Here is a 22256-nt window from a genome sequence, read left to right as displayed (position 1 = left end):
GGCACTGTTGCAAAGTTAGCGATGAGGCAGCCTTTTGTCTTATTCAAAGGCCTTACATTTCAAAAACTCTGCTTACCAGGCGCATTTCGCCCAGGGGATCACCATAATAAAATGCTGAGGCCTGGCCTTTGCGTAGTGCACGCATCACCTCAATACCTTTGATGGTGGCGTAAGCCGTCTTCATGGATTTAAATCCCAGCGTGGCGTTGATTATCCGTTTCAGTTTGCCATGATCGCATTCAATCACGTTGTTCCGGTACTTAATCTGTCGGTGTTCAACGTCAGACGGGCACCGGCCTTCGCGTTTGAGCAGAGCAAGCGCGCGACCATAGGCGGGCGCTTTATCCGTGTTGATGAATCGTGGGATCTGCCACTTCTTCACGTTGTTGAGGATTTTACCCAGAAACCGGTATGCAGCTTTGCTGTTACGACGGGAGGAGAGATAAAAATCGACAGTGCGGCCCCGGCTGTCGACGGCCCGGTACAGATACGCCCAGCGGCCATTGACCTTCACGTAGGTTTCATCCATGTGCCACGGGCAAAGATCGGAAGGGTTACGCCAGTACCAGCGCAGCCGTTTTTCCATTTCAGGCGCATAACGCTGAACCCAGCGGTAAATCGTGGAGTGATCGACATTCACTCCGCGTTCAGCCAGCATCTCCTGCAGCTCACGGTAACTGATGCCGTATTTGCAGTACCAGCGTACGGCCCACAGAATGATGTCACGCTGAAAATGCCGGCCTTTGAATGGGTTCATGTGCAGCTCCATCAGCAAAAGGGGATGATAAGTTTATCACCACCGACTATTTGCAACAGTGCCACTTCGACGACTACCTGCTGCCGGCCGAGAAGTTCGCCGCACTCAAGCGCGAGCAGGCCCTGCCCCTGGCGATCAACCCGAACAGCGACCAGTACCTGGAAGAGCGTTTGCAGCTGCTGGACGAGCAGTTGGCCACCGTCACCCGCCTGGCCAAGGACAACGAGCTGCCCGATGCCATCCTCACCGAGTCAGGGCTGAAAATCACCCCGCTGGATGCGGCGGTGCCGGATCGGGCGCAGGCGCTGATCGACCAAACCAGCCAGTTACTGCCGCGCATCAAGATCACCGAACTGCTGATGGACGTGGACGACTGGACGGGCTTCAGCCGCCACTTCACCCACTTGAAGGACGGGGCCGAGGCCAAAGACAGGACGTTGCTGCTGTCCGCAATCCTCGGTGATGCGATCAACCTCGGGCTGACCAAGATGGCCGAGTCGAGCCCCGGCCTGACCTACGCCAAGCTGTCCTGGCTGCAAGCCTGGCACATCCGCGACGAAACCTATTCGGCGGCCTTGGCCGAGCTGGTCAACCACCAGTATCGCCACGCCTTTGCCGCCCACTGGGGCGACGGCACGACCTCATCCTCCGATGGCCAGCGCTTCCGCGCGGGTGGCCGGGGCGAGAGCACCGGGCACGTCAACCCGAAGTACGGTAGCGAGCCGGGACGGCTGTTCTATACCCATATCTCCGACCAGTACGCGCCGTTCAGCACCCGCGTGGTGAATGTCGGCGTCCGCGATTCCACCTATGTGCTCGACGGCCTGCTGTACCACGAGTCCGACCTGCGGATCGAGGAGCACTACACCGACACGGCCGGCTTCACCGATCACGTCTTTGCCCTGATGCACCTGCTAGGCTTCCGCTTCGCGCCGCGCATCCGCGACCTCGGCGAAACCAAGCTGTACGTGCCGCAGGGCGTGCAAGCCTACCCGACGTTGCGCCCGCTGATCGGCGGCACCCTGAACATCAAGCACGTGCGTGCCCACTGGGACGACATCCTGCGCCTGGCCAGCTCGATCAAGCAGGGCACCGTCACCGCCTCGCTGATGCTGCGCAAGCTCGGCAGCTACCCGCGCCAGAACGGACTGGCCGTGGCCCTGCGCGAGCTGGGCCGGATCGAGCGCACGCTGTTCATCCTGGACTGGCTGCAAAGTGTTGAACTGCGCCGCCGCGTGCATGCCGGCCTGAACAAAGGTGAGGCGCGCAACTCGCTGGCCAGGGCGGTGTTCTTCAACCGCCTTGGGGAAATCAGGGATCGGAGCTTCGAGCAGCAGCGCTACCGGGCCAGCGGCCTCAACCTGGTGACGGCGGCTATCGTGCTGTGGAACACGGTGTACCTGGAACGCGCCACCCAGGGGTTGGTCGAGGCCGGCAAGCCGGTGGACGGCGAGCTGCTGCAATTCCTGTCGCCGCTGGGCTGGGAGCACATCAACCTAACCGGCGATTACGTCTGGCGGCAGAGCCGCAGACTGGAAGACGGGAAGTTTCGGCCCTTACGGATGCCCGGAAAACCTTAGCGTACGATTTTTTCCGAATTCTGCGGGCTCCCCTTTAAGATTTTGGCAAGCAGTAGCGTCCTCTGGTTTACCCATGAACATGGTAATACGGGAAAAACCATACCAACTTATGGTCGCTTTGATTGCTTTATATACGGCCATCCCTGTTGTTACAATAGTAATTTTATCTGGTCAGCAATCGCATAAGTTGGAACTAATTGCTGTGCATTTCATTACATTTATCACGATGGTGTTTGTTTTGCGTCGTAAGATGGGGAAACGTTGGCTGGATTTATTTGAAGAAAAATTAGCCATTTATAAACCTAATGATAAACTCGCGCTTAGCGAATTACACGAAAGCATACGTGAGAAAAATGGGCTAGACTTGCAGGATCTACAAGATTGGTACTGGAAAGAGAAGATGACATATGCGTATCACAAAGAACATAAAACAACCATAAGCTATCAAAAATTCAAGTAGCATTTTAAAATGTCAGGGGAGGGCTATTGTGATTTATTAAGTCGGCAAGGTTATTAGGTAGGGGTGTTCAATATGATAAATTCTTCGAGTGTGGTTATTTCAAGAGTTGTTCTGGTCCTTTGAGATAGCTAATTATCATTACAGACTTTATCGAAAGGTATGAATTATGAACATTACCGACAAAGAACTTAGCTCAAATACAGTGAGTCAGTATGGATGGAACTTAGGAGAGTTCAATCACTCAACGCCTTTTACATCTCATTTTATTTATATTACCGACTATCATAAAGATAATACATGGATGATTTCACTTTCGCAGGAGGATTTTAATACGACCAAAATTTCAACATCGTTAAGTCTAGATGCCTGTGTGTCCATGCTCGGAAAGATACTAAAAAAAATGTCTAACAAAATCGGTATCTCACAAACGGAAGAATCTGAATTCGCATTTCTTTTAACAAACTATATTAAACAAACTTTGACTTTTAGAGAATGGCAACGCAATGCTGAAGGAAATCAACGACTGCACTTTCTTATTAATATCTACGGTGCAAAAGAAGACGGTGGCGAAGTGGTTTTAAGACCATTTATTGTAAATCCTGATGAATTAATGCTTACTCCAGCGGATGTCGTTGAATTTAATTCGCAGGTTATCAAAGTTGATCGGCAGCGTCATCCTGAGTGGTTCCGTTAACAGGTCACAAGGGTTAAGAGCCTGAAAGGCTGCGATAGGGTATACGCAGCCTATTCTGTATAGCCGTCGCGTAATAATTGTTCTAAATGACTATCGACCGTTTCCTGATCACCAGGAATATATCGAGGCCATCCTGTTATATCGTTGGCGAGTTTCACTATGTATGGATGAAACCCAAACTGTTCGGAAGTGATGTCAATATAATATTGCACTTCTTCGAAATTCAACTCACACCAATAATGGCCAAAGCCACCACACTCTATAAATATACCGCCATCATCTGCACCGTTACCCCCACGGACAACAGCATCTAGACCTTTAGTTTTTGCTAAATAACACACAAGATAGCTTGCAAAAAGGCAAGTGCCTGCCGTCTTCTCTATGCCGCACTCCGTTAAAATTGAAAGTAGCTTTTCATGCGCCACTCTTGCAATGTCTGATACCAATTCCGGGGACATGTTAGCTCCAGTGAAATTGTTAGATCGACTTAAACAGATAATAACTCAATATTTTCATGAAGTACTTGTGGGTTCTTAAACCAATAGCCGGAACCACACATCCAAGGTTCACCTGGGAAAACAAAACCTTCTTGAATAAGGTATTTGCGGAATAGGGGAGGCAGTACATTTTCAATTTTCAAAATGTAATTTTGTTCATCTGCAATACATTTCAATTCTGCAAGAAGCGCTCTAAAAATGCCTGTGCCGGGCTCTTTAACTGAGATAGTTGAAACAACCATGACCGGATATCCCAGGACCGAACACATGCCTGCTCTTGCCCGGATGTAGAGCTCCTCGAAATGGTGTAAGCCGTGTACATGAGAAGACCTTATGGGTATCTTACCATCTGATGCCTGCGTTATAAGGTCGGCGAAAACCTTTTTGATTTTCAGCAAATCTGCCTGAAAATTTTGATCGTTCAAAGGAAAATCAGATTGAGAATTTGTCATTACATATCTTATGTTTTAAAAACTTAACTTTGATAAAGCAAAGGAATACGCTGATCGTCATGTGATCCAAATTGAGCAATGAATTTTAATTCGGAACAGCTAAAGACAAAGCAGTAGGGTGCAATAATTCAGGATGTCGATACTATAAGAAGAATAGTGGTATGAATGTAGCAATTACCTCAATATGAGGGGGGCAACTGTTGATGCTGTACATACATACAGTATTTAACATAATCTTTGTTATATGTACTTATAAATCAATGACATAAGGTTTAAAGATCGTATGATCTACGCACTAGGTCATGGCTTGTAATGAGTGAAAAAAGGTTCAAGATTTTAGAGAAATGCTCCCAAGATCAACATGGCGGCATAAGTTTTCCAGCTTGACCAATCAATCGTGGAACCAAGCAACAGATAGAATGCCAGGCCTACCAGCCCCAGCTTTACTACTATCCCAATTAATATGGTAAAGATAGACTCATCGCGTTCGCCTTTAAGTAATTTACAACGCGTAATTAGATCGTCTTTTTTCATGTAGAATCCCTTAGAGTTATTAAAGTCCTGCATTAGAAGTTGTTACCTGCCGAAGTTACCTCGTATGAGTTAACTGTGGCTCCAAACATACAAAATATAAGCTGTGCCAATTGAAAGGATTAGAAAAGCACAGTTACTAATAAAATCTACTAATGCTTGTAGCTTCTTTAGTCTCACTATTGCTGGACCGTGTTCAGTAGAGGTACTACTCAGCCCTTTTGTTCTGGCACTCTCTGCTTTTCTGAAAAAATTGTAATGCAATCCTGACCGCAAGCAAAACCATGCCAAACCAGTCGTTATTACGATATTTATGTAGAAAGCATATTGAATCATTTGTTCAGTTTCGAAGCTTTCCATTGAAAACCCTTTGTTGAAATGTTGAATAAAATTATTTTTAGTAAATGTAAGCAATAAATAGAACGAATATTAATAGTGAAAGATGCAATGCCAACATCTGCTTATGATGCCTTATGAGGATTTCTTCCTTCGCATTCATTAAATCGTACATCTCATCAATATTTTTATTGCTGGTATATTCGAGACGTTCATCACGAAGTAATTTGAACTTTACCAATACGACAAGTGATTTAATAATAAAGCTCGTAAGCATAACAGTTATAGACAAAAATAAAAAATAGGCCAAATTCATATATCACTCCATGGAGATTAATAGAAAAATTTATAATAAGTAATCTCATAGAGCATTACTTGAATCTTCTTCCCATACTAAGGACTCACCGAGAAATTTAGTTAAAGATGATTTGGCATACTGTGGTTCGGAAAAAAAACGTGGGAACCAGCCGTCAAAGCTTTGGGTACCATTGTGACGATTTTCAGGCGAGACTGATAAGCGGTACCCGTCTCCGTAAGGTGAAATGCTAAATGTGTATCCATCATCTGTCTTTGAGATCAGCGTTTTGCTTGTCATATGACTAATAGATACCGTTAACTCCTTTGGTGTTTGTATCACCGAAAGAAGAAACAATGCGCTTATGGCTGCAAAAATCCAGCAATATAATGATGCATCCATAAAACCAGCTACAACACTCGATCCCAAAAAAAACCAAAATAAACTTATTAAGATTACTGAGTTTTCATTCATGTCTGTTCCTTGTTATTACTAATTATATTATGCTTTATAGTTGACCGTCAGACTACCCACGGGTTTTGACGAACAAAGTCACGCACTCCATTTATACATGCTTTTGAGATGACTTCAAAATAAGGATGGTTTGATGGAATCATATTCCCGGTATTATCAAGAAGCATAATAGTCCCTAAAGACCGAACCAGTTGATATTCATTGAGCTTACGCTTTAGCAAAGTTTGCAATCTATAAATTGTCTCACCGGAACTGTTACCTTCGATACCTACAACAGAGACCGTACAGTTCACTTCCTGATTATCAGATTGATAATCGAACCAGTAATTTTCGTTGTAATTTCCTTTTTGCGCATGCTCAATTTTGCCAGGCCATTTTACCCATAAAGAAGAGTTGTTTTTAGATCGTAAGATCTGCTTCAGCGTTTCCAATGGATTTTTTTCATCAACCTCAGACCAGGCCGAAATAAATTCTTTCTGCATTGCCTCAGGGTCTATAACGGCAATGAAATCAAATTCCTCTTTATTGATAGAGTTGGCTCGATCTTTGAGATAAAACAGACCGAGTTTATATCCCTTTTCACTTTTCCAGTTTGCTCCCACAGGCTGATAGTCTGTATTTATAAACGGTTTGAAAGTGTGAGTGTCGGGAGAAAAAATTACTGAGGGTGCCAGCACCCGGCCTCGGTGTCGTATTGGATTTACATATATTTTTTCCCCGTCACATAACATTTCAATAATTGCTTTTGTCACAACTACTGAAATAGAAGGTCTACATGTATTTTGATTTATTTCCCCGAGGTGCGCCAAACTTCCATCCTCACTCTTCAACACCTTTGTAAGGCAAGTCGGGCAATACTGTTGATCTCTATAATAAACAGGCATGGTTAGACGACCGGAATCGTTTAGTACCAACTGAAGTAACGGATGAGGCTCTTTCATCATGGTTATTTCTTCTCTTTCACCTTTCTGGGCTTTTCGTTTGCCTGTCTCCACTGCCATGGTGGGACAGGGTTGGTGTCTGCCCATAACCCTTTTGCCTCCTTTTGTGCTGCGGATTCATATTTGATATAGCCAGGGACAATGGCGTTATCTTCGAACCGATAAACCCACGCATATCCACTGTCCACCATAGAGGCATTGATATCATATCCATCTAACCAGATGGTACCTAACATACGGCCATAGATATCCGTACCATGGTCTATCACGGTAACGATTTTAGTTGCTATAGCTGTGGTTAAGGCCTGTTTTGCTTTTTGGCCAAAAGCCTGTTTAGATTCAGGAGCGTCTATACCATACATCCGTATTTTGATGGTTGTGTTTTGAGCATCCAACGCAGTTATGGTGTCACCGTCAACAATCTTAACCACCTTTGCCTCAAAAGTTGTTGAGTTCCCCCAGGACGCCACTGGGAATACAACAATCATGATGGGCAAAAGTAACTTTGTTAAAAAAAACATCATTTCACCTTGATTTGTTGAGTACAGACATGTATCCACAAGCCTATTTACAGGCAGTATTTTAACAAGTCATTATTTCATGGGCGGGCTTAAAACCAATCTTTTTGCAACTTAAAGGCAGAATAATCACAATAAATTTAGAACCTGAACCAAAAAATAATCCAAATTAAGCGTGTTAATCTATCTCAAAGATATTATTCCTGAGAGAGTTTGGATGAAACGTTACACTCATGATCTTGAGACAGACCTGAATGATGTGGATAAAACACCATCTCTGATCCACAAAACTTTGTTAACAGCTTCGACCATTTATGACCTGAAATATCTGGCTCAGGTATTAAATGATGAAAATGGCAGTAATTGGTCCCGTGCATCCCTTAAACGTCAGGTTACATGCATACCTGAGCATTGTGAGCTGAGTATCGCAGATGGACGCTATCTACAGACTTTAATACCTTCACGACCTGCTGATTATGAGGACAGGCACTTTAGCTTTATCGATCTGTTTGCAGGGATAGGTGGACTGCGAAGCGGATTTGATGCCATCGGTGGTAAATGTCTTTTCACGAGCGAATGGAATACTTATTCCAGCCGTACTTACCGGGCGAACTGGTATTGCGATGAGAACGAGCACCGCTTCAATTCAGACATCCGTGACATCACTCTTAGCAACCGGCCCGAGGTTACTGATGACGAGGCATACAAATTTATCGATGCCTCTATCCCGGATCATGATGTTCTTCTTGCGGGATTTCCATGCCAGCCATTCAGCATCGCCGGTGTCAGTAAAAAGAACTCTATGGGTCGCAAACACGGTTTCGAGTGCGACACTCAGGGTACGCTCTTCTTTGATGTGGCCAGGATCATCCGGGCAAAACAACCTGCAATTTTTGTTCTGGAAAACGTAAAAAATCTGAAGAGTCACGATAAGGGTAATACCTTTAACATCATCATGAAAACGCTCGATGAGCTTGGCTACGACGTCGCAAACAGCGAAAGCACGGGCGCGGATGATCCTAAAGTCATCGATGGCCGTCATTTCCGACCCCAGCACCGTGAACGTATCGTCCTTATTGGTTTTCGCCGCGACCTACGTCTGAAAGACGGTTTTACTCTGAGAGACATTAAAGACTTTTATCCGGACAAGCGCCCTTCTCTCTCAGATTTACTGGATCCGAGCGTAGATAGTAAATACATCCTCTCCCCTAAACTCTGGGAGTACTTATACAACTATGCAAAGAAACATGCGGCAAAAGGCAATGGTTTTGGTTTTGGACTAGTAGATCCTTCCAATGTTAATAGTGTCACCAGAACCCTCTCAAGCCGCTATATGAAAGACGGATCTGAAATTCTTATTGATCGGGGCTGGTCTCATGAACTGGGAGAAACTGATTTCCATAACACATACAACATGGACCGTCGGCCACGCATGCTAACGCCACGTGAATGCAGCAGGCTAATGGGCTTCGATAAACCCGGGGAAAGTGTTTTCCGTATCCCTGTGTCCAATACACAGGCTTACAGACAGTTTGGGAACTCCGTGGTCGTTGATGTCTTTGCGGCCGTCGCCAAACTGCTGAAGTCACGAATTGAATTTGCAGCCTCCCAGCGCTTGCGGCAGTTTTACGACGAAGTCAGCTGACCTGAGCTCCTTCATCAATTTAAATGCTTAAGATTGTTGTAATAATGTCAGAGGTCAACCATGACGTATTTCGAATCAGCTGAAGGTGAGACGGTATCTAAAGAACGAGCATTACAAGAACTGTCCAGGCATTGCGTTCCCGAAACAGATTTCGAAGAATTCTTTAGCGACATGGGCGTAAAGGAACAGTATGACGCTCAGGAAGTGTTGCTCTGGTTGGGATATTAAACTTTCTGTTTAGGAGACTACTATGAGCCAAAAATTCGCAGTGATGATTGCTTACGACGACGATCCAAACGTCAAAAGGTATTCACCTGACTTTCAAACGCAGGATGAGTTTGCTAAAGGGTGGCAGTCGGCTCTTAAAAAGGCACACCACACCTCAGGTCAAAAATCAGTCATCACCTGCGGATGTCGTGGAAAAGGAGAAAAGCGACTTTATGTTCGTGCTTTACCGAACGGTGATGCCTTTATTCTCGTCAAAGCCGCTAACACGGGCATTGAGCATGATCCTTCCTGTGTATTCTTCTCCCTTGATGCCCGGCATACCGGCCTGAAAGGATATGCGAGTGGTGTGGTCCGGATTACAACCGAAGGTGATATGGCTGTAAGGCTCGGTATCGGTATGACAGAGAAAGATCCTCCTGAAAAATCAGAAGTGCCTCCCCTGCCCCATGTTCAGCGACCAGAAGGAGGTCAGGCCTCAATGACCCTCCTGGGCTTGCTTAGTCTTTTGTGGACAGAGTCTGGTCTGAATGTCTGGTACCCGAAAATGGCAGGGAAACGTAACGATTCACTGGTACGGTATCGTCTGCTTGAAACCGCTAAACAAATTCGTACCGGCAGAGCCTGCATAGGTGACCATTTATTCATTGGTGTACCTGACCCGAAACAACCTGTCGCTCAGTCGCAAATTCAGCGTCTTTCATCACAGGCGATGAGTGATAAACGTCTCATGCTCCTGTCAGTTTTACCTCGCTACGATGCTGAAAAGCATGAGAAGCCACTTAAATTTTTACCCCTGCGGAATTTTGGGGGGCTACCGCTGATTTTTTTCAATTCAGAAGTCCATTGGGATAGCGTAAAGAAACGATTTTCATCGGAGTACGCAGCATGGAAATCCGGGGCGAAAATAGTTGTCTTTGCGTTGACGTCACCAGCTGCGGTAACCGGCAGAGGCCCTTCTGTAAGAGCTCATCAAATTGTGCTGATGCACGTTAGCGAGAACTGGATACCTCTGGACTCCTCCTATGAGGCGGTTGTTGCAGAAAAGCTGGATGCAGAGCACCGGCAGTACGTTAAGCCCATGCGTTATGATGCGAGTATTAGTGAGGTGTTCCCTGACTTCTACCTGCTCGACACAAAAAGCGATAAGCCGTTCCCGATGGAAGTATTTGGTATGGCCACTCCTGCTTATCTGGCCCGAAAGCAACTCAAAAAAGATTATTACAACCGTGAATATGGGCCTTATGGATGGTGGCACTGGGATGCGACCACAGCATCTGAAACTATGGTGCTGCCTCATTTTCCAGAATCACGCAAACCTCTTTCAACTGACACACCTGCTTAAAATGGAGAAAAAATGTCCTACATGCTTTCGCTAAGCGAACAGACAAAACTGAACGCTTTCCTGTCAGGGATCCTAGATGATTACAAGACTGGGGTTATCACTCAGATACAAGCTGTTGGTAGAATCGGTAACGTGTTTTCTGCTCTGGAAAGTGGAGACTCAAAAAAGGTAGTGCATTTGTTGACTGAAGGACGAAAACTCCTGCGGACGGGCTGAATGTCCGCAGAAGTTCTTATGTGCCAGGGGATGCAGAGAAGTGTATCAACCTGGCTTCATTTATCATGATGTTTTTCTGCTACGCGGCTGTTTTGACTTTCCAGTACCTCCCCCTGCCATTGCACCAGTTAATGTATCAATGGTGCCTTTTAGGGATTCTGAGATTGTTTTCTCCGCCTCCAGGGTAGCTTCCAGCTTCATTACTTTGGCCTGGAGCGTTTTGAGTTCATTGCTTTGTTCAGCCACTTCCGCTTCATAGCCCTGGCTGACCAAAGTTACTTTATTCAGGTCGGCGCTCAGCGACTCGTTTAGTTTATGGAGTTCAGTAAGCTCGGCATTCACCGCCACCAGGTCACCCTCTTTCCCGGACAGTGCACTTTTCAGCTCAGTACAAAGGTTCTGTGCAGCAATCAATTCCTGTTCAAACCTGTCCCTCTCTGCCTTTGTATCTGACACAGTCTGACTTAACTGGTCGCATTGTCTGGAAAGACCGGCGTTATCAGAACGCTGCGTGTTGATCTCTTCGTTCAGCTTTTTTTGATATTCAAGGTGACCAGCGATCTCTGTTTTACGTTCAGCCAGTTGCTGGGAGAGTGAGTCATTTGACTGCTGTGCGAGGCTCAATTCATGCCGTGTGCTATCTAACTGGTGATGGCAGGTTTCGAGTTCTGCTTCGGCAACATTCAGCCTTGTTTCTAACTCCTTGACGGTACTGTCCCGGATCTCTAATCGACCCTGTAGTGCCTGATTCTCAAGTTTCAGCTCATCCATATCGGTAGCGCTTTGCTCAAGCCGCTGTAACAGCTGCGTTACCTCCTCCTCCAGCTGCATGCTACGTGCTTCAGCTTTTTTAACACTATCATTCTGTATTGCGGTATAGCTTCTACGGTAGTGCCAGGTGATGTACGAGATAATATCGCCGAGTGCAACCTTTACCTCATCGGGTATATCCAGGTAACGGGCCTCTTCAGGAACCTCTTTAACATACTTCTGGTACTCCGCGAACATCTCCTGTGACCTTGCAAACGAGCCGCCAACAGCGTTTCTGAGCCAGTGAACTTTGAAGCTCAGATCGATATTTTCCGGGTTAATTTCTTTCTCTTTGCACAGACGTTCGATTGCATTGAAGTAATCGATCATCGCGATAGATGAGTACCTTGAACGACCCATTTCCTTTGATTTTTCAGTGGATTCGCTGCGGATGTCATTCTGCACCTCTGGCGGGGTAGCATCGTTCAGGCTTTTTTCTTTATCATTTTCAATCATCATTTTTTTCCTGCGGCCGGAAGCTGGTTTGCAAAATATATGCTGATAAGATCGTTCAGAGCATTCAGAAGCGAGATACTGTCGATGCAAATATGAACGTTTCCATTCTCAAACAGGCGACACCGCCAGCCATTCTCATCACTGACCTCGCCTGTGAATTCTGTATTTCTCATGGCCGTCAGCCTGTCGACCATACTCAGCCCACCGCCGGTTGCAGGTGTTGGAGTATCAGAACAGATGCATACAATATTCTCAAAGTCGCGTAAACAAAAGTGATTGTCCTGCGAGAAACCGTTGTACCTCAGCACGTTCACACCAGGAAAAATCCCCCGAAGAACAAGCTTTTTTGGCATTGTATATTGCCTGGCATTGCTTTTGAAACTTCGGTCAAGCTTGTTGAGAACATCAACGAAACCTTCTGCAAGGGTGTCTCGTCTGTTAGCCAGTGCATGCTGTAATGTTCCCTTAACAATCTCCAGGGAAGCGACGGGCGGATCCGTACGAAGGGATTCGTTAAAGGCTTCTTTTTGCTTATGGTTCCAGTACCGGTCCATACCTGTTTCTTCAAAGAGCCTTTTCCACGTTTTACGGTCAATTTCCTTACGCCCCTCCTCGATGGTGCGATCCAGTGACGACGGAAGACCAAATGCGTTGGGCTGCATAATTCTGCTGGTGAAGAGAGAGAGACCGCACAGTTCCGACGCTTCCGAGATTAACCGCATCCCTTCTTCGAATTTCTGCATGGCCATATCCCGGGCGCTGATGAGCTGCCCTGTCCGGCTCGCCGGTACTGGCTCAGAACCCTGGTTTTGAGTCATTTTACACTCCATTTTGGTATGTCAGAACATTTTGATTTGAGCAAAGGTAGGACCCTGTGTAGAGACATTAAAGTTGTATCCTTTAACCTGAAAAAGACTTTAAAGTTGTAAAGTTTTAAAAAAACACATACAAAACATGATGCTAAGTGTGTATCACACGCTGTTCCAACATTATGCCTTGATGTTCTTGCAGGAACTGCAATTTACAGGAGGAAAAAGGTGTTTTTGTAGTTATCTGGCGTTACGTGACAGTGTTGGTCAGATACTTCCACCTCTTCAGAGTTAAAGTTTGATATATGGGAAAAAAAACGCTCCCGGACGGGAGCGTAAGCCAGTGACTTCGGCGTCAAATGAGGGTCTAACAAGTGGAGCTGCGGGTTAATTCTGGGTGATCTGACTGCGATGCTTATCAGCCTGCTGCTGGTGAACAACGGAAGACTGACCATTATTCGCCTTCTCATGTACAGCTGCGGCCTTCTCATGCTCGCTCATTTCAGAAAATGACTTTGCTGTTTCGTTGGTAGCTCCGGGTTTAGCTTTCATCATTTTTTTATGCATTTCAGCCATGTCCTGGTGGGCAGCAGAATTGCTGTTTTGCATCATGTCATGGGACATTGCGGCCTGATCGTGACTGCTCATATCCATCATTGTCATGCTGTCTCCCTGAATTGCACTTTTTTCAGCAGATGACTGCATCTGGTGGGCAGGTGCCTGTGCATTATTTACCTGGTCATGCATGTTCATTGTCTCTGCAGCCATGGCAGATGAAGCGGCAGCCATAATGGCAACAAATGATACGAGAATCTTTTTCATGGTTGGGTCTCCGGTGTTTACATACCCAAACAATCAATGGCTTATAACAGAGAAAGCAGTTGATCTCAGGGCGGGTTAATCATCACTCCAGGAACCAGGTGATTGTGTTATCACGCTGCTCCTGATTTATGAATAATTATAAAAAACCGCCTCTGTTTATCGCGTGACTGAATGATGACAATTTTGTCACCTTCCAGGTTTCTCCTGAACAACGGGATTAATCCATTAACAGGCGCACTTTGAACACAATTTCACGCCCCTGCTGTTCTGCTGACAGCTCGCCGCCGTGAGCATGAATGATCGACCTTGTAATTGATAATCCCAGCCCCGCGCCTTCCGTGTTGTAGAACCTTGATGAGTCTGCGCGATAGAACCGGTCAAACAAACGTTCCAGATTAGCGGGAACCTGGCCGGACATCGTATTCGTAATCATCACGTTCACACAGTCACTGTCACGCTCAAGGTGTATCGCTGTACAGGTGTTATCGGGAGAATACTTGATTGCATTGGAAAGCAGGTTACTGAAAGCACGTCGGAGCATATCGCTGTCTCCGGCAACAACGCCCTCTCCTTCAACCGTGATTGTCTTTCCTGTTTCGTCTGCCAGGGGCTCGAACAACTCACGTAATTCATTCAGTTCGGCTGCCAGATCCACATCATGTTTATCCAGCCGCAGCAGACCATGCTCTGAACGTGCCAGAAAAAGCATGTCACTGGTCATTCGTGACAACCTTTTCAGTTCTTCCAGGTTAGCGAATAAAATTTCGCGGTAATGCGAAACATCCCTTTCCTTAGCCAGTGCAAACTGCGTCTGCATCATCAGATTACTGACTGGTGTGCGCAGCTCATGCGCGATGTCAGACGAGAAATCTGACAGTTTCCGGAATGCCCCCTCCAGGCGATCAAACATATTATTGAACTCCTGCATGGTCTCAGAGATTTCCGGCGGAGCCAGATCGGGATTTAGACGCTGATCCAGGCTGTGTACGGTCATGGAGGAAGCCAGACTGGTCATTTCCCGTAGCGGTTTCAGACCAATACGTGTGGTCAGCCAGCCCAGAAAAACAGAAATAAAGACCAGACCGATATTGAACCAGAACAGCCAGGTACTGAGTTTGTCCATAAACAGGGTGTGATACCCAGTATCCGTGGCAACCGTAATGATGACATGTTTGCTTTTACCCTGTTCCGGCGTCACGGCAACCCGCCGCGAGATACTGCGGTACACGGTGTTATTTTCTTCCGTCTGGATCATATAGTCGAGAATATCACCCGACTTATTAAGCAGGACCGCTGGAACAACAGAATTTTTGGCATAGAGTTCAACAATTTTTTCATTTTCCATGTTTTTTATAGAAATGAATAAGCCATTGTGCCCCACCATCGCATCGTTTATTTTTTCTGATAATGACTTAATATCCGTTTTGTTCCTGAACGTCTCTGTTTTAAGAAACTCTTCGGTGAGCTGAAGTTTACCTGTCAGAAAATCGCGGTCCTGATTATCGAAATAGCCATTAAGGGTGCTAATCAGGATAAAACTTGATAACCACCATACCGTAAGCATCACCGCAGAAAAAATCAGGCTCAGGCGTGTGGTCAGGGAAATTTTGAACCTCACTCTTCTCTGATCTCCAGGACATATCCGGCACCGCGAACGGTATGGATCAGTTTTGGCTCAAAGTCATCATCAATTTTACTTCTCAGACGTCTCACGGCGACATCAATCACATTCGTATCACTGTCAAAATTCATGTTCCAGACCAGGGACGAGATAAGACTCCTGGGTAACACTTCTCCGGTGCGTTGCAGCAGCAACTCAAGCAGAACGTATTCTTTACCGGTGAGATGGATCTTCTTCCCCGAACGGATCACGGTCCGGCGCACCATATCAACGGTCATATCGGCGATGGTGCAGACTGTTGCGGCCTGCGAGCGTGCCCGGCGCAGTAGGGTTCTTACACGTGCAACCAGCTCCGTAAAATCAAAGGGCTTAATCAGGTAGTCATCTGCGCCAAGCTCCAGTCCTTTCACTTTGTCCCGCACGTTGTCCTTTGCGGTTAAAAACAGGACCGGTTCTTCGTGCCCGGACTCCCTCAGTGCGCTGATGATTTGCCACCCGTCGAGGAAAGGCAGCATCACGTCCAGTATTATCAAATCATACTGTCCCTTCGACGCGGCCCCGAGACCATCGCGGCCATTATTAAAGAGATCGGCCTGATAGCCTTCCTCAACCAGTCCCTGCTGCAGGTAACGACCTGTTTTTTGTTCGTCTTCAACGATTAAAATACGCTGCATGGTCAACTCGCTGATATGAAAGTAAAAATCTCACGCATGAGCTTTGGCTGTCCCCTAGCTGACCTGAGACGGAGCAAGCATTCCGAGCCACGCTACGGCGCCCAGAATGATAATCGCAACAACGAATTCTGTCAGGATGCTGTTTCGCATCAGGGCAACGCTGCGATCATAATTCCCTTCCCTGACCATAACTTCAAGCCGGGGACCCAGGTGAAACCGGTTTGCTGCAGCCAGAAGAAGCATCAGAACAAACAGAGCCGTCTTGGCAAGCAATATCCTCCCCCAGGAACTGTTGAATAAGGGAGTTAAGTTACCCTCAGCAATATACAGATAGTTGACCAGCGCACTCAGGATCAGGGCTACAACAATCACCGTTCCTGCCGTGGCAAATTTTGCCAGGGAGTCAGATATCACAATGACGCTCTGTGCATTATGCTCGTTTCTGCGCATCAGCAGGATAGCAAATGCAACCAGAGCACCTGTCCAGGCACCTGCAGCGCCGAGATGGGTCAGATCGCTCAGTAAATGGAGATAGTAATGCAGACCGTCATGCATAACGGCGTGTCCTCCCCAGGCAAGTGTAGCCAGCGCCACGCCCCCACTCATCGTCATCAGCAGGCAGGACAATACTCTCTTATTAGTGTAAAGGAACAAAGCACCGAGTGTGGTAAACAGGGCACAGAGCCTGACAATCCAGCTAATACCCACATCAGTTTCTTCTATCACCATCTCGATAACATGGATGGATAATTCTCTGAGGTCAGTTACTCCACTCATGGCATTAGATACCAGGAGCATATTAATGCCAGTAAGAATGATGCCTGTAACAACAGCAAAAGTTATAAACGACCTGAAATTAGTCAGGTTATAGGTTTCATGTCTGACACCGCTTATTCCATATATCTGAAAAAATGGCAATCCAAATATTACCATCAAATCCAGATAAAGAAGAAAACGAATAACAATCATAATCAGGTCGTTCATAATATTACTTCACTGTAAAGGTGTAATTACCGGTAATAAGGTGCGTATCTGAAGAAACCGCGCGCCAGTCAACACGATAAGTGCCAGCGGGTAAAGGCTCTCGCGGAATAATGACCATCGATTTAGGGTCAGCGCCTGGCGCCACTTTTGCCGCGACCGGCATCGGAGAATGTGATGACATGCCTTTCATACCCGTCATCGTTAATTTTGCACCTGAGAATTTCACGGTCAGATTTTCCGAGAAATTAAGCTGAATCTTTTCCGGGGCCGCTACGGCTGAATCAGCCTGTGGCACAGAGCTTTTTAATTCCGGATGGGCCATAGCAGAGAAAGCAACGCCCATAACGAGGCCACCTGTAAGAATGGCTTTATTTAAAATCGACATTTTATTTACCTGTTTAGTTGAGTGTTTTATATCAGTGCGTTAAAACCAGATTCTGGCTCCCGCCAGGAATACTACCTGATGGTCTTTCTCACCTTCTCTTTTCGCCATATCGGATGTTTTCCCGTAAAGTTGATTCCAGGAAACGCCTATATAGGGTGCAAACTCACGGCGTATTTCATAGCGCAGCCGGAGCCCCAGCTCTGTGTCAGTCAGTCCCCTGCCGCGACCCCGCGATTCATCATCCTGACTGTAGAAATTCACCTCATAGGATGGCTGGAGTATGAGCCGGTTAGTCAGTAAAACGTCGTATTCTCCTCCCAGACGAAGGGCTGCTTTTCCGCCATTACTGACAAAACCCGTAATTTCAGACTCAAAATTATAGAGTGCCAGCCCCTGAAAACCGACAGCAGCCCAGGTCCGGGCAGAAGCAGGTCTGAAATCCTGCCTGACACCCGCAACCAAATCCCACCATGGGCCAACCGCATGTCCCCAGAGTAACTGCGCTTCAGCCGCCTCCGTTTCCCCATTGCTTCGTTCACCTTCACTCTTTAGCCAAATCCGATCTGTGTCGCCTCCAATCCAGCTGTTAACACTCCAGCTGAAATTGTTGGTGTTATCCGACCGTTGCCATTCCAGTTGATCCAGCAGAACCAGATAATTAATCGCACTGTCGTGAATCGCATGCCCCTGTAAATTGCCGAATGCAGCCTTCCGGTCGGCATCGGTAACAGGCGGAATTGGCGTTCTGCTCTCAGTTACAATGGGCTCCATTGACGTCATCTCAGTGAAATTCTCATCTGCTGGCATCTGCATGGCAGACATGTCGTGCCCGGCGTGGGGATCTGCAGAGACGGAGCCCGCCGCAATAGAAAGCTGTGAGGTAAACAAACCGGCGACCAGAACAGGTATGGCCTTCAAATTTCTCTTCATTCGCATCATTCCTCCACCCGGACTTCACGAAACATTCCCATTTCCATGTGATAGAGCAAATGGCAGTGATACGCCCAGCGGCCAAGCGCATCTGCTGTCACTCTGTAACTGCGTTTTGTACCAGGGGGAACATCTATTGTGTGTTTACGAACCATGAAATTACCGTTTTCATCTTCCAGATCGCTCCACATACCATGCAGGTGAATGGGGTGAGTCATCATGGTATCGTTGATCAGCGTGATCCTGAGCCGCTCACCGTATTTCAGCAGCACCGGTGCGGCATCTGAAAACTTGATTCCGTTAAATGACCAGGCAAACTTTTCCATGTGGCCGGTTAAATGCAGTTCTATGGTACGGCCAGGTTCACGTCCGTCAGGATCCTCAAAGCGGCTTTTCAAATCCGCGTACGTGAGAACCTTTCTTCCGTTATTTCGAAGACCAATACCCGGATCATTTAATTTCGGAGAGACGCTCATCGCCTGCATATCAACCAGTGGGTTATCCGTTTCTGACGCAGGATGACTTTGCATACCCGGCATTCCGGCCATCCGGGAATGATCCATACCGGCCATGCTGCTGTGATCCATGGGCGCGGAGGATGTCCCGCTATCCGGAAGGTCAGCACCGTCCATAGACATCATCTCTCCGCTGTTATCCATGCCTCCCATCTGGCTGTGGTCCATTCCTGCCATATCATGTCCCATTCCCCCCATACCCATATCTTCCATGGTCAACAGAGGACGGGGATCGAGGGGGGGAACGGCAGCACTTAACCCCTCTCTCGTGGCCAGTGTCCCTCGAGCGTAACCGGTCCTGTCCATGGATTGTGCGAAGATGGTATAGGCCTCACTCTGAGGCTCCACAATGACATCATAGGTTTCGGCAACGGCAATCCTGAATTCGTCAACGGTAACCGGGTTTACATACTGGCCATCTGCAGCCACGACCGTCATTTTCAGCCCGGGGATACGGATATCGAAATAGGTCATTGCCGAGCCGTTGATAAACCGTAAGCGTATCTTTTCACCGGGACGGAACAGTCCGGTCCAGTTTTTCAGCGGGGCCTGCCCGTTCATGAGATAGGTGTAGGTGTAGCCACTGACATCCGCGAGGTCAGTCGGATTCATTTTCATTTCAGCCCACATTTTCCGATCGGCAATGGTGGCTGACAGCCCCCTGGTATTCACGTCGCGGAAAAAAGAGCCAACGGTTGGTTTATTGAAATTGTAGTAATCCGACTGTTTTTTTAATTTTTTCAGCAGGCTGTGAGGATTTTCATCGGTCCAGTCAGACAACATGACCACATGCTCACGATCGTAAGTAAACGGTTCTGGCTCCCCGGCATCGATGATAATGGCACCGTATACCCCCTCCTGTTCCTGCAGACCGGAATGGCTGTGGTACCAGTAAGTCCCGTTCTGCTTAACCTTAAAGGTGTAAACGTAGGTATCATCAGGCTCTATGCCCATAAAACTCAGCCCCGGAACACCATCCATATTGGCCGGAAGAATAATGCCGTGCCAGTGAATGGACGTCTGTTCATTAAGACGGTTTTTGACCTTCAGGGTAATGGTGTCACCTTCTTTCCAGCGAAGAACGGGCCCCGGCAGGCCTCCATTGATTGTTTTGGCCTGACGCTCACTGCCCGTGATATTGACGGCCGTTTCACCAATGGTCAGGTCAAACTGAGTACCCTGCAGGGATGCGGCAACTGGCAGGCTCAGACTGGAACGCGCATTGAAACTCCATACGCCAAGACTTCCGGCTACGCCAGAGAGGGTTAACCCCTTCAGGAAAGTTCGTCGAGACGTTTTCAACAGCATGCGTATTCCCTTATTTAAAGTATGGTTACTGACAGAATTCGAGAACCGATTTAAATTAAATTACTGGTTCATCCACTTACAATAAAATGAATCTAGCACACCTTAAGAAACAAATTCATTACAATCGTGTAATGTACATAGCTGTATTACATTTACGTCATCTTCCCCACAGGTTGATTATTTTTATATATGATCATAAGGACATCTTTTATGTACCTCAGAAGGTAATTACACATGAATATATTAATCACGACCACTGCGTTTACAGCTTTATTTTGTGGGGCAGCTTTTGCTCAGTCCAGTGATATTGCCCATGAAGCACATCGATTTGTTAATAATGCCTCAGCCGTCAGTCATGTGAATTCCTCGACGCATGAAAACTTACCGGACAGGGTTAATAAAAACAACACGCCCTCATTCTCTGAAATGAATGAACATGAAAGGGCCATTGTTGCTCATTCATTTATGAACAACAGCGCGTCCTATGCGCATCAGAAAATGATTGAGGAACATAAAAAAATGCTGTCCGGCAGTGACGCAAATTCAAAGACCTCGTCTTCTTCTTTTAACGAACTGAATGCCGGAGAAAAAGCCGCTCTCGTGCATGAGCAGGTCAATAATGCCGGTGCGGAAGCACATCAGACGCAGGCAAGAAAGCTTCGCGGGCTGTATTCGACCAGGTAACTGCAGGCGGGTTAGTGCTTAGCGTCAGGTGCGCAGCAGGGCTTTACTGACGGGTTACGTAGCAGGACATGAGCCCCATATTGCTCTGCCGTAACCTGTTTCAGTCCCGTTAATCATCACCGTCGGGCTGGTCATACAGTTCCCAGAGCTTCAGGAGCAAACGGGAAACAAGATATGTTACAAAAATGACGACCATCAACGGTGCTCCCGATTAACTGACAGATGACACGCCTCCTGAAAACCCCTAGCATACGCCGCAGTGTTCATGCTAACGGCGAATTCCAGTAAATGTATTCTACCGATGTCGTAAAAGAAAATGCCTACCTTTCAGCCACCCGCTCGGGGCTGGAATCGAACGAGATCGCTACTCTTCAGCGCTCCTTGCCTTCCCGGTTTAATCTGCGGCATTTGAAAAAAAATGAATCATTAAAACTCGTACTGCAAAAGAAAGCGGGAAAATCACGTGTCGTGGCCTATAAATTTACGTCCGGTTCATTTAATTACACGGCGTATCGTATATCAGATAAAAAGTTCTATAACCTTTCCGATACTTCCGGGAAAGGCAGTCTCGATTATCCGTTACCGGCCACAGCAAGACTCAGTTCGCCTTTCAATCCTGCAAGACTTAACCCGGTATCGGGAAAAGTGAGTCCCCATAATGGCATTGATTATTCCATGCCCATGAACACGAAAATAGTCAGCGTCATCGACGGAAAAATCACCCGGGCCGAATACAACAGTACCATGGGATATTTTGTTGAAGTAACGGGAAAAGCCGGTGTTAAAACTCGCTATCTCCACCTCAATAAAATACTCGTTACTAAAGGGGCCAGGGTTACACGGGGAGGTGCTATTGCGTTATCCGGTAACAGCGGACGTTCATCCGGTCCTCATCTGCATTACGAGCTGGTCATCAATAACAACCCTGTTAACTCTCTGGCGTTCCGGGCAGCGGCACCCGCTGATAACAAACTCGAACAGCATGCCTTTGCGCATGCCAGAGACTACGAACGATACCTGGACTGATAACGGGACCGCGACGCGGCCCCGTCTGCCGGATTAATTTTTTTTATCGTTTTCACTTCCGTGATGTTGATGATCTCCATGCCCTCCGTGGCCGTGGAAAAGATGCATTAGCGGGCAGACCAGCAATAACAGATATGGCCAGTAACCTGCCACATGTGACCAGTGTTCGCGCAGGAGGGCAAATGCCGCGATCGCGGCGACAGCAATAAGCGCATAGGTGGTACTTTTCATACTGGACTCCTTCTGTTCGTAACTGACCCTTCACT

At 47.0% G+C, this 22256-nt stretch carries 24 protein-coding genes and 1 pseudogene; 8 read left to right on the top strand and 17 right to left on the bottom strand.

Annotated features, from left to right (window positions below; all coding sequences use genetic code 11):
- Positions 1-52: 52 nt before the first annotated feature.
- The gene (locus tag ABVN44_RS23720; RefSeq protein WP_001067858.1) at positions 53-757 is read right to left on the bottom strand and encodes an IS6-like element IS26 family transposase; all 705 of its coding nucleotides are present in this window, start codon (positions 755-757) and stop codon (positions 53-55) included.
- Positions 758-822: 65 nt separating this feature from the next.
- Between ABVN44_RS23720 and ABVN44_RS23715 the strand changes: the two are divergent.
- From ABVN44_RS23715 to ABVN44_RS23705, 3 genes and pseudogenes are all read left to right on the top strand, one after another.
- A pseudogene (locus ABVN44_RS23715) lies at positions 823-2337 on the top strand (Tn3-like element TnAs1 family transposase); the annotation flags it as partial.
- 73 nt (positions 2338-2410) lie between these two features.
- On the top strand, positions 2411-2797 hold the full coding sequence (locus tag ABVN44_RS23710) for a hypothetical protein (protein WP_181728339.1): 387 nt from the start codon (positions 2411-2413) through the stop codon (positions 2795-2797).
- Positions 2798-2963: 166 nt separating this feature from the next.
- Positions 2964-3491, top strand: a complete 528-nt coding sequence (locus tag ABVN44_RS23705; protein ID WP_001027750.1) for a hypothetical protein — start codon at positions 2964-2966, stop codon at positions 3489-3491.
- 50 nt (positions 3492-3541) lie between these two features.
- Here ABVN44_RS23705 and ABVN44_RS23700 read toward each other — a convergent pair whose 3' ends face one another.
- The 6 genes from ABVN44_RS23700 to ABVN44_RS23675 form a co-directional block, all read right to left on the bottom strand.
- The gene (locus ABVN44_RS23700) at positions 3542-3949 is read right to left on the bottom strand and encodes a hypothetical protein (RefSeq protein ID WP_000074418.1); all 408 of its coding nucleotides are present in this window, start codon (positions 3947-3949) and stop codon (positions 3542-3544) included.
- 29 nt (positions 3950-3978) lie between these two features.
- Positions 3979-4440, bottom strand: coding sequence for a hypothetical protein (locus ABVN44_RS23695; protein WP_000185304.1), 462 nt, complete (start codon positions 4438-4440; stop codon positions 3979-3981).
- Between the two features lie 336 nt (positions 4441-4776).
- A complete protein-coding gene (locus ABVN44_RS23690; RefSeq protein ID WP_000710701.1) occupies positions 4777-4974 on the bottom strand; it encodes a hypothetical protein in 198 nt (65 codons plus the stop codon).
- 694 nt (positions 4975-5668) lie between these two features.
- On the bottom strand, positions 5669-6076 hold the full coding sequence (locus tag ABVN44_RS23685) for a hypothetical protein (protein ID WP_001572392.1): 408 nt from the start codon (positions 6074-6076) through the stop codon (positions 5669-5671).
- Between the two features lie 47 nt (positions 6077-6123).
- Positions 6124-7020 (bottom strand): hypothetical protein, encoded by an 897-nt coding sequence (locus ABVN44_RS23680; RefSeq protein ID WP_000975182.1) that lies wholly within the window; start codon positions 7018-7020, stop codon positions 6124-6126.
- Positions 7021-7022: 2 nt separating this feature from the next.
- Positions 7023-7538: a thermonuclease family protein gene (locus ABVN44_RS23675; RefSeq protein ID WP_001572389.1), complete on the bottom strand. Its 516-nt coding sequence runs from the start codon at positions 7536-7538 to the stop codon at positions 7023-7025.
- A 214-nt stretch (positions 7539-7752) separates the two neighbouring features.
- Between ABVN44_RS23675 and ABVN44_RS23670 the strand changes: the two genes are divergently transcribed.
- From ABVN44_RS23670 to ABVN44_RS23660, 3 genes are read left to right on the top strand one after another with little or no spacing between them, the layout of a single operon-like run.
- Positions 7753-9180 carry a DNA cytosine methyltransferase gene (locus ABVN44_RS23670; protein WP_000833382.1) on the top strand — a complete coding sequence of 476 codons (1428 nt, stop codon included), beginning with the start codon at positions 7753-7755 and terminating at the stop codon, positions 9178-9180.
- 60 nt (positions 9181-9240) lie between these two features.
- Positions 9241-9408 carry a hypothetical protein gene (locus tag ABVN44_RS23665; RefSeq protein WP_000220758.1) on the top strand — a complete coding sequence of 56 codons (168 nt, stop codon included), beginning with the start codon at positions 9241-9243 and terminating at the stop codon, positions 9406-9408.
- Positions 9409-9430: 22 nt separating this feature from the next.
- Entirely contained in the window at positions 9431-10750 is a 1320-nt protein-coding gene (locus ABVN44_RS23660; protein ID WP_000078514.1) for a DUF1173 family protein, read from the top strand.
- 279 nt (positions 10751-11029) lie between these two features.
- Here the strand turns inward: ABVN44_RS23660 and ABVN44_RS23655 are convergent, their stop codons facing one another.
- The 9 genes from ABVN44_RS23655 to pcoA all read right to left on the bottom strand — a co-directional run bounded on the left by ABVN44_RS23655 (position 11030) and on the right by pcoA (position 20280).
- Entirely contained in the window at positions 11030-12235 is a 1206-nt protein-coding gene (locus ABVN44_RS23655; protein ID WP_001572381.1) for a hypothetical protein, read from the bottom strand.
- Complete coding sequence (locus ABVN44_RS23650) at positions 12232-13050, bottom strand: DUF4942 domain-containing protein (protein ID WP_000193209.1); 819 nt, start codon at positions 13048-13050, stop codon at positions 12232-12234. Before ABVN44_RS23650 ends, ABVN44_RS23655 begins: the two co-directional genes overlap by 4 nt.
- 378 nt (positions 13051-13428) lie before the next feature.
- Positions 13429-13863: a copper resistance system metallochaperone PcoE gene (gene pcoE / locus ABVN44_RS23645; RefSeq protein WP_000723069.1), complete on the bottom strand. Its 435-nt coding sequence runs from the start codon at positions 13861-13863 to the stop codon at positions 13429-13431.
- Between the two features lie 217 nt (positions 13864-14080).
- The gene (gene pcoS, locus ABVN44_RS23640) at positions 14081-15481 is read right to left on the bottom strand and encodes a copper resistance membrane spanning protein PcoS (protein ID WP_001211180.1); all 1401 of its coding nucleotides are present in this window, start codon (positions 15479-15481) and stop codon (positions 14081-14083) included.
- Complete coding sequence (pcoR, locus tag ABVN44_RS23635; protein ID WP_001188930.1) at positions 15478-16158, bottom strand: copper response regulator transcription factor PcoR; 681 nt, start codon at positions 16156-16158, stop codon at positions 15478-15480. The genes pcoS and pcoR overlap by 4 nt, the downstream gene beginning before the upstream one ends.
- 54 nt (positions 16159-16212) lie before the next feature.
- Positions 16213-17091, bottom strand: coding sequence for a copper resistance inner membrane protein PcoD (gene pcoD, locus ABVN44_RS23630; RefSeq protein ID WP_229692861.1), 879 nt, complete (start codon positions 17089-17091; stop codon positions 16213-16215).
- 55 nt (positions 17092-17146) lie between these two features.
- Positions 17147-17527 carry a copper resistance system metallochaperone PcoC gene (gene pcoC, locus ABVN44_RS23625; RefSeq protein WP_020219105.1) on the bottom strand — a complete coding sequence of 127 codons (381 nt, stop codon included), beginning with the start codon at positions 17525-17527 and terminating at the stop codon, positions 17147-17149.
- Positions 17528-17566: 39 nt separating this feature from the next.
- Positions 17567-18457 (bottom strand): copper resistance outer membrane transporter PcoB, encoded by an 891-nt coding sequence (gene pcoB / locus ABVN44_RS23620; protein WP_001378118.1) that lies wholly within the window; start codon positions 18455-18457, stop codon positions 17567-17569.
- A gap of 5 nt (positions 18458-18462) precedes the next feature.
- Positions 18463-20280 carry a multicopper oxidase PcoA gene (pcoA, locus tag ABVN44_RS23615; RefSeq protein ID WP_129339423.1) on the bottom strand — a complete coding sequence of 606 codons (1818 nt, stop codon included), beginning with the start codon at positions 20278-20280 and terminating at the stop codon, positions 18463-18465.
- 234 nt (positions 20281-20514) lie between these two features.
- On the opposite strand from pcoA, the gene ABVN44_RS23610 reads away from it, so the two are divergent.
- Together ABVN44_RS23610 and ABVN44_RS23605 are read left to right on the top strand one after the other, a co-directional pair.
- Entirely contained in the window at positions 20515-20964 is a 450-nt protein-coding gene (locus tag ABVN44_RS23610) for a copper resistance protein (RefSeq protein WP_001023257.1), read from the top strand.
- A 288-nt stretch (positions 20965-21252) separates the two neighbouring features.
- On the top strand, positions 21253-21990 hold the full coding sequence (locus tag ABVN44_RS23605) for a peptidoglycan DD-metalloendopeptidase family protein (RefSeq protein ID WP_000287501.1): 738 nt from the start codon (positions 21253-21255) through the stop codon (positions 21988-21990).
- A gap of 33 nt (positions 21991-22023) precedes the next feature.
- Here the strand turns inward: ABVN44_RS23605 and ABVN44_RS23600 are convergent, their stop codons facing one another.
- Positions 22024-22221, bottom strand: coding sequence for a DUF2933 domain-containing protein (locus tag ABVN44_RS23600; RefSeq protein ID WP_000843494.1), 198 nt, complete (start codon positions 22219-22221; stop codon positions 22024-22026).
- Positions 22222-22256 lie beyond the last annotated feature (35 nt).

Origin of the sequence: Salmonella sp. SJTUF15570, assembly GCF_043357055.1 — a bacterium.
Taxonomy (GTDB): Bacteria; Pseudomonadota; Gammaproteobacteria; order Enterobacterales; family Enterobacteriaceae; genus Salmonella; species Salmonella enterica.
This window is presented reverse-complemented; position numbering and strand designations above follow the sequence as displayed.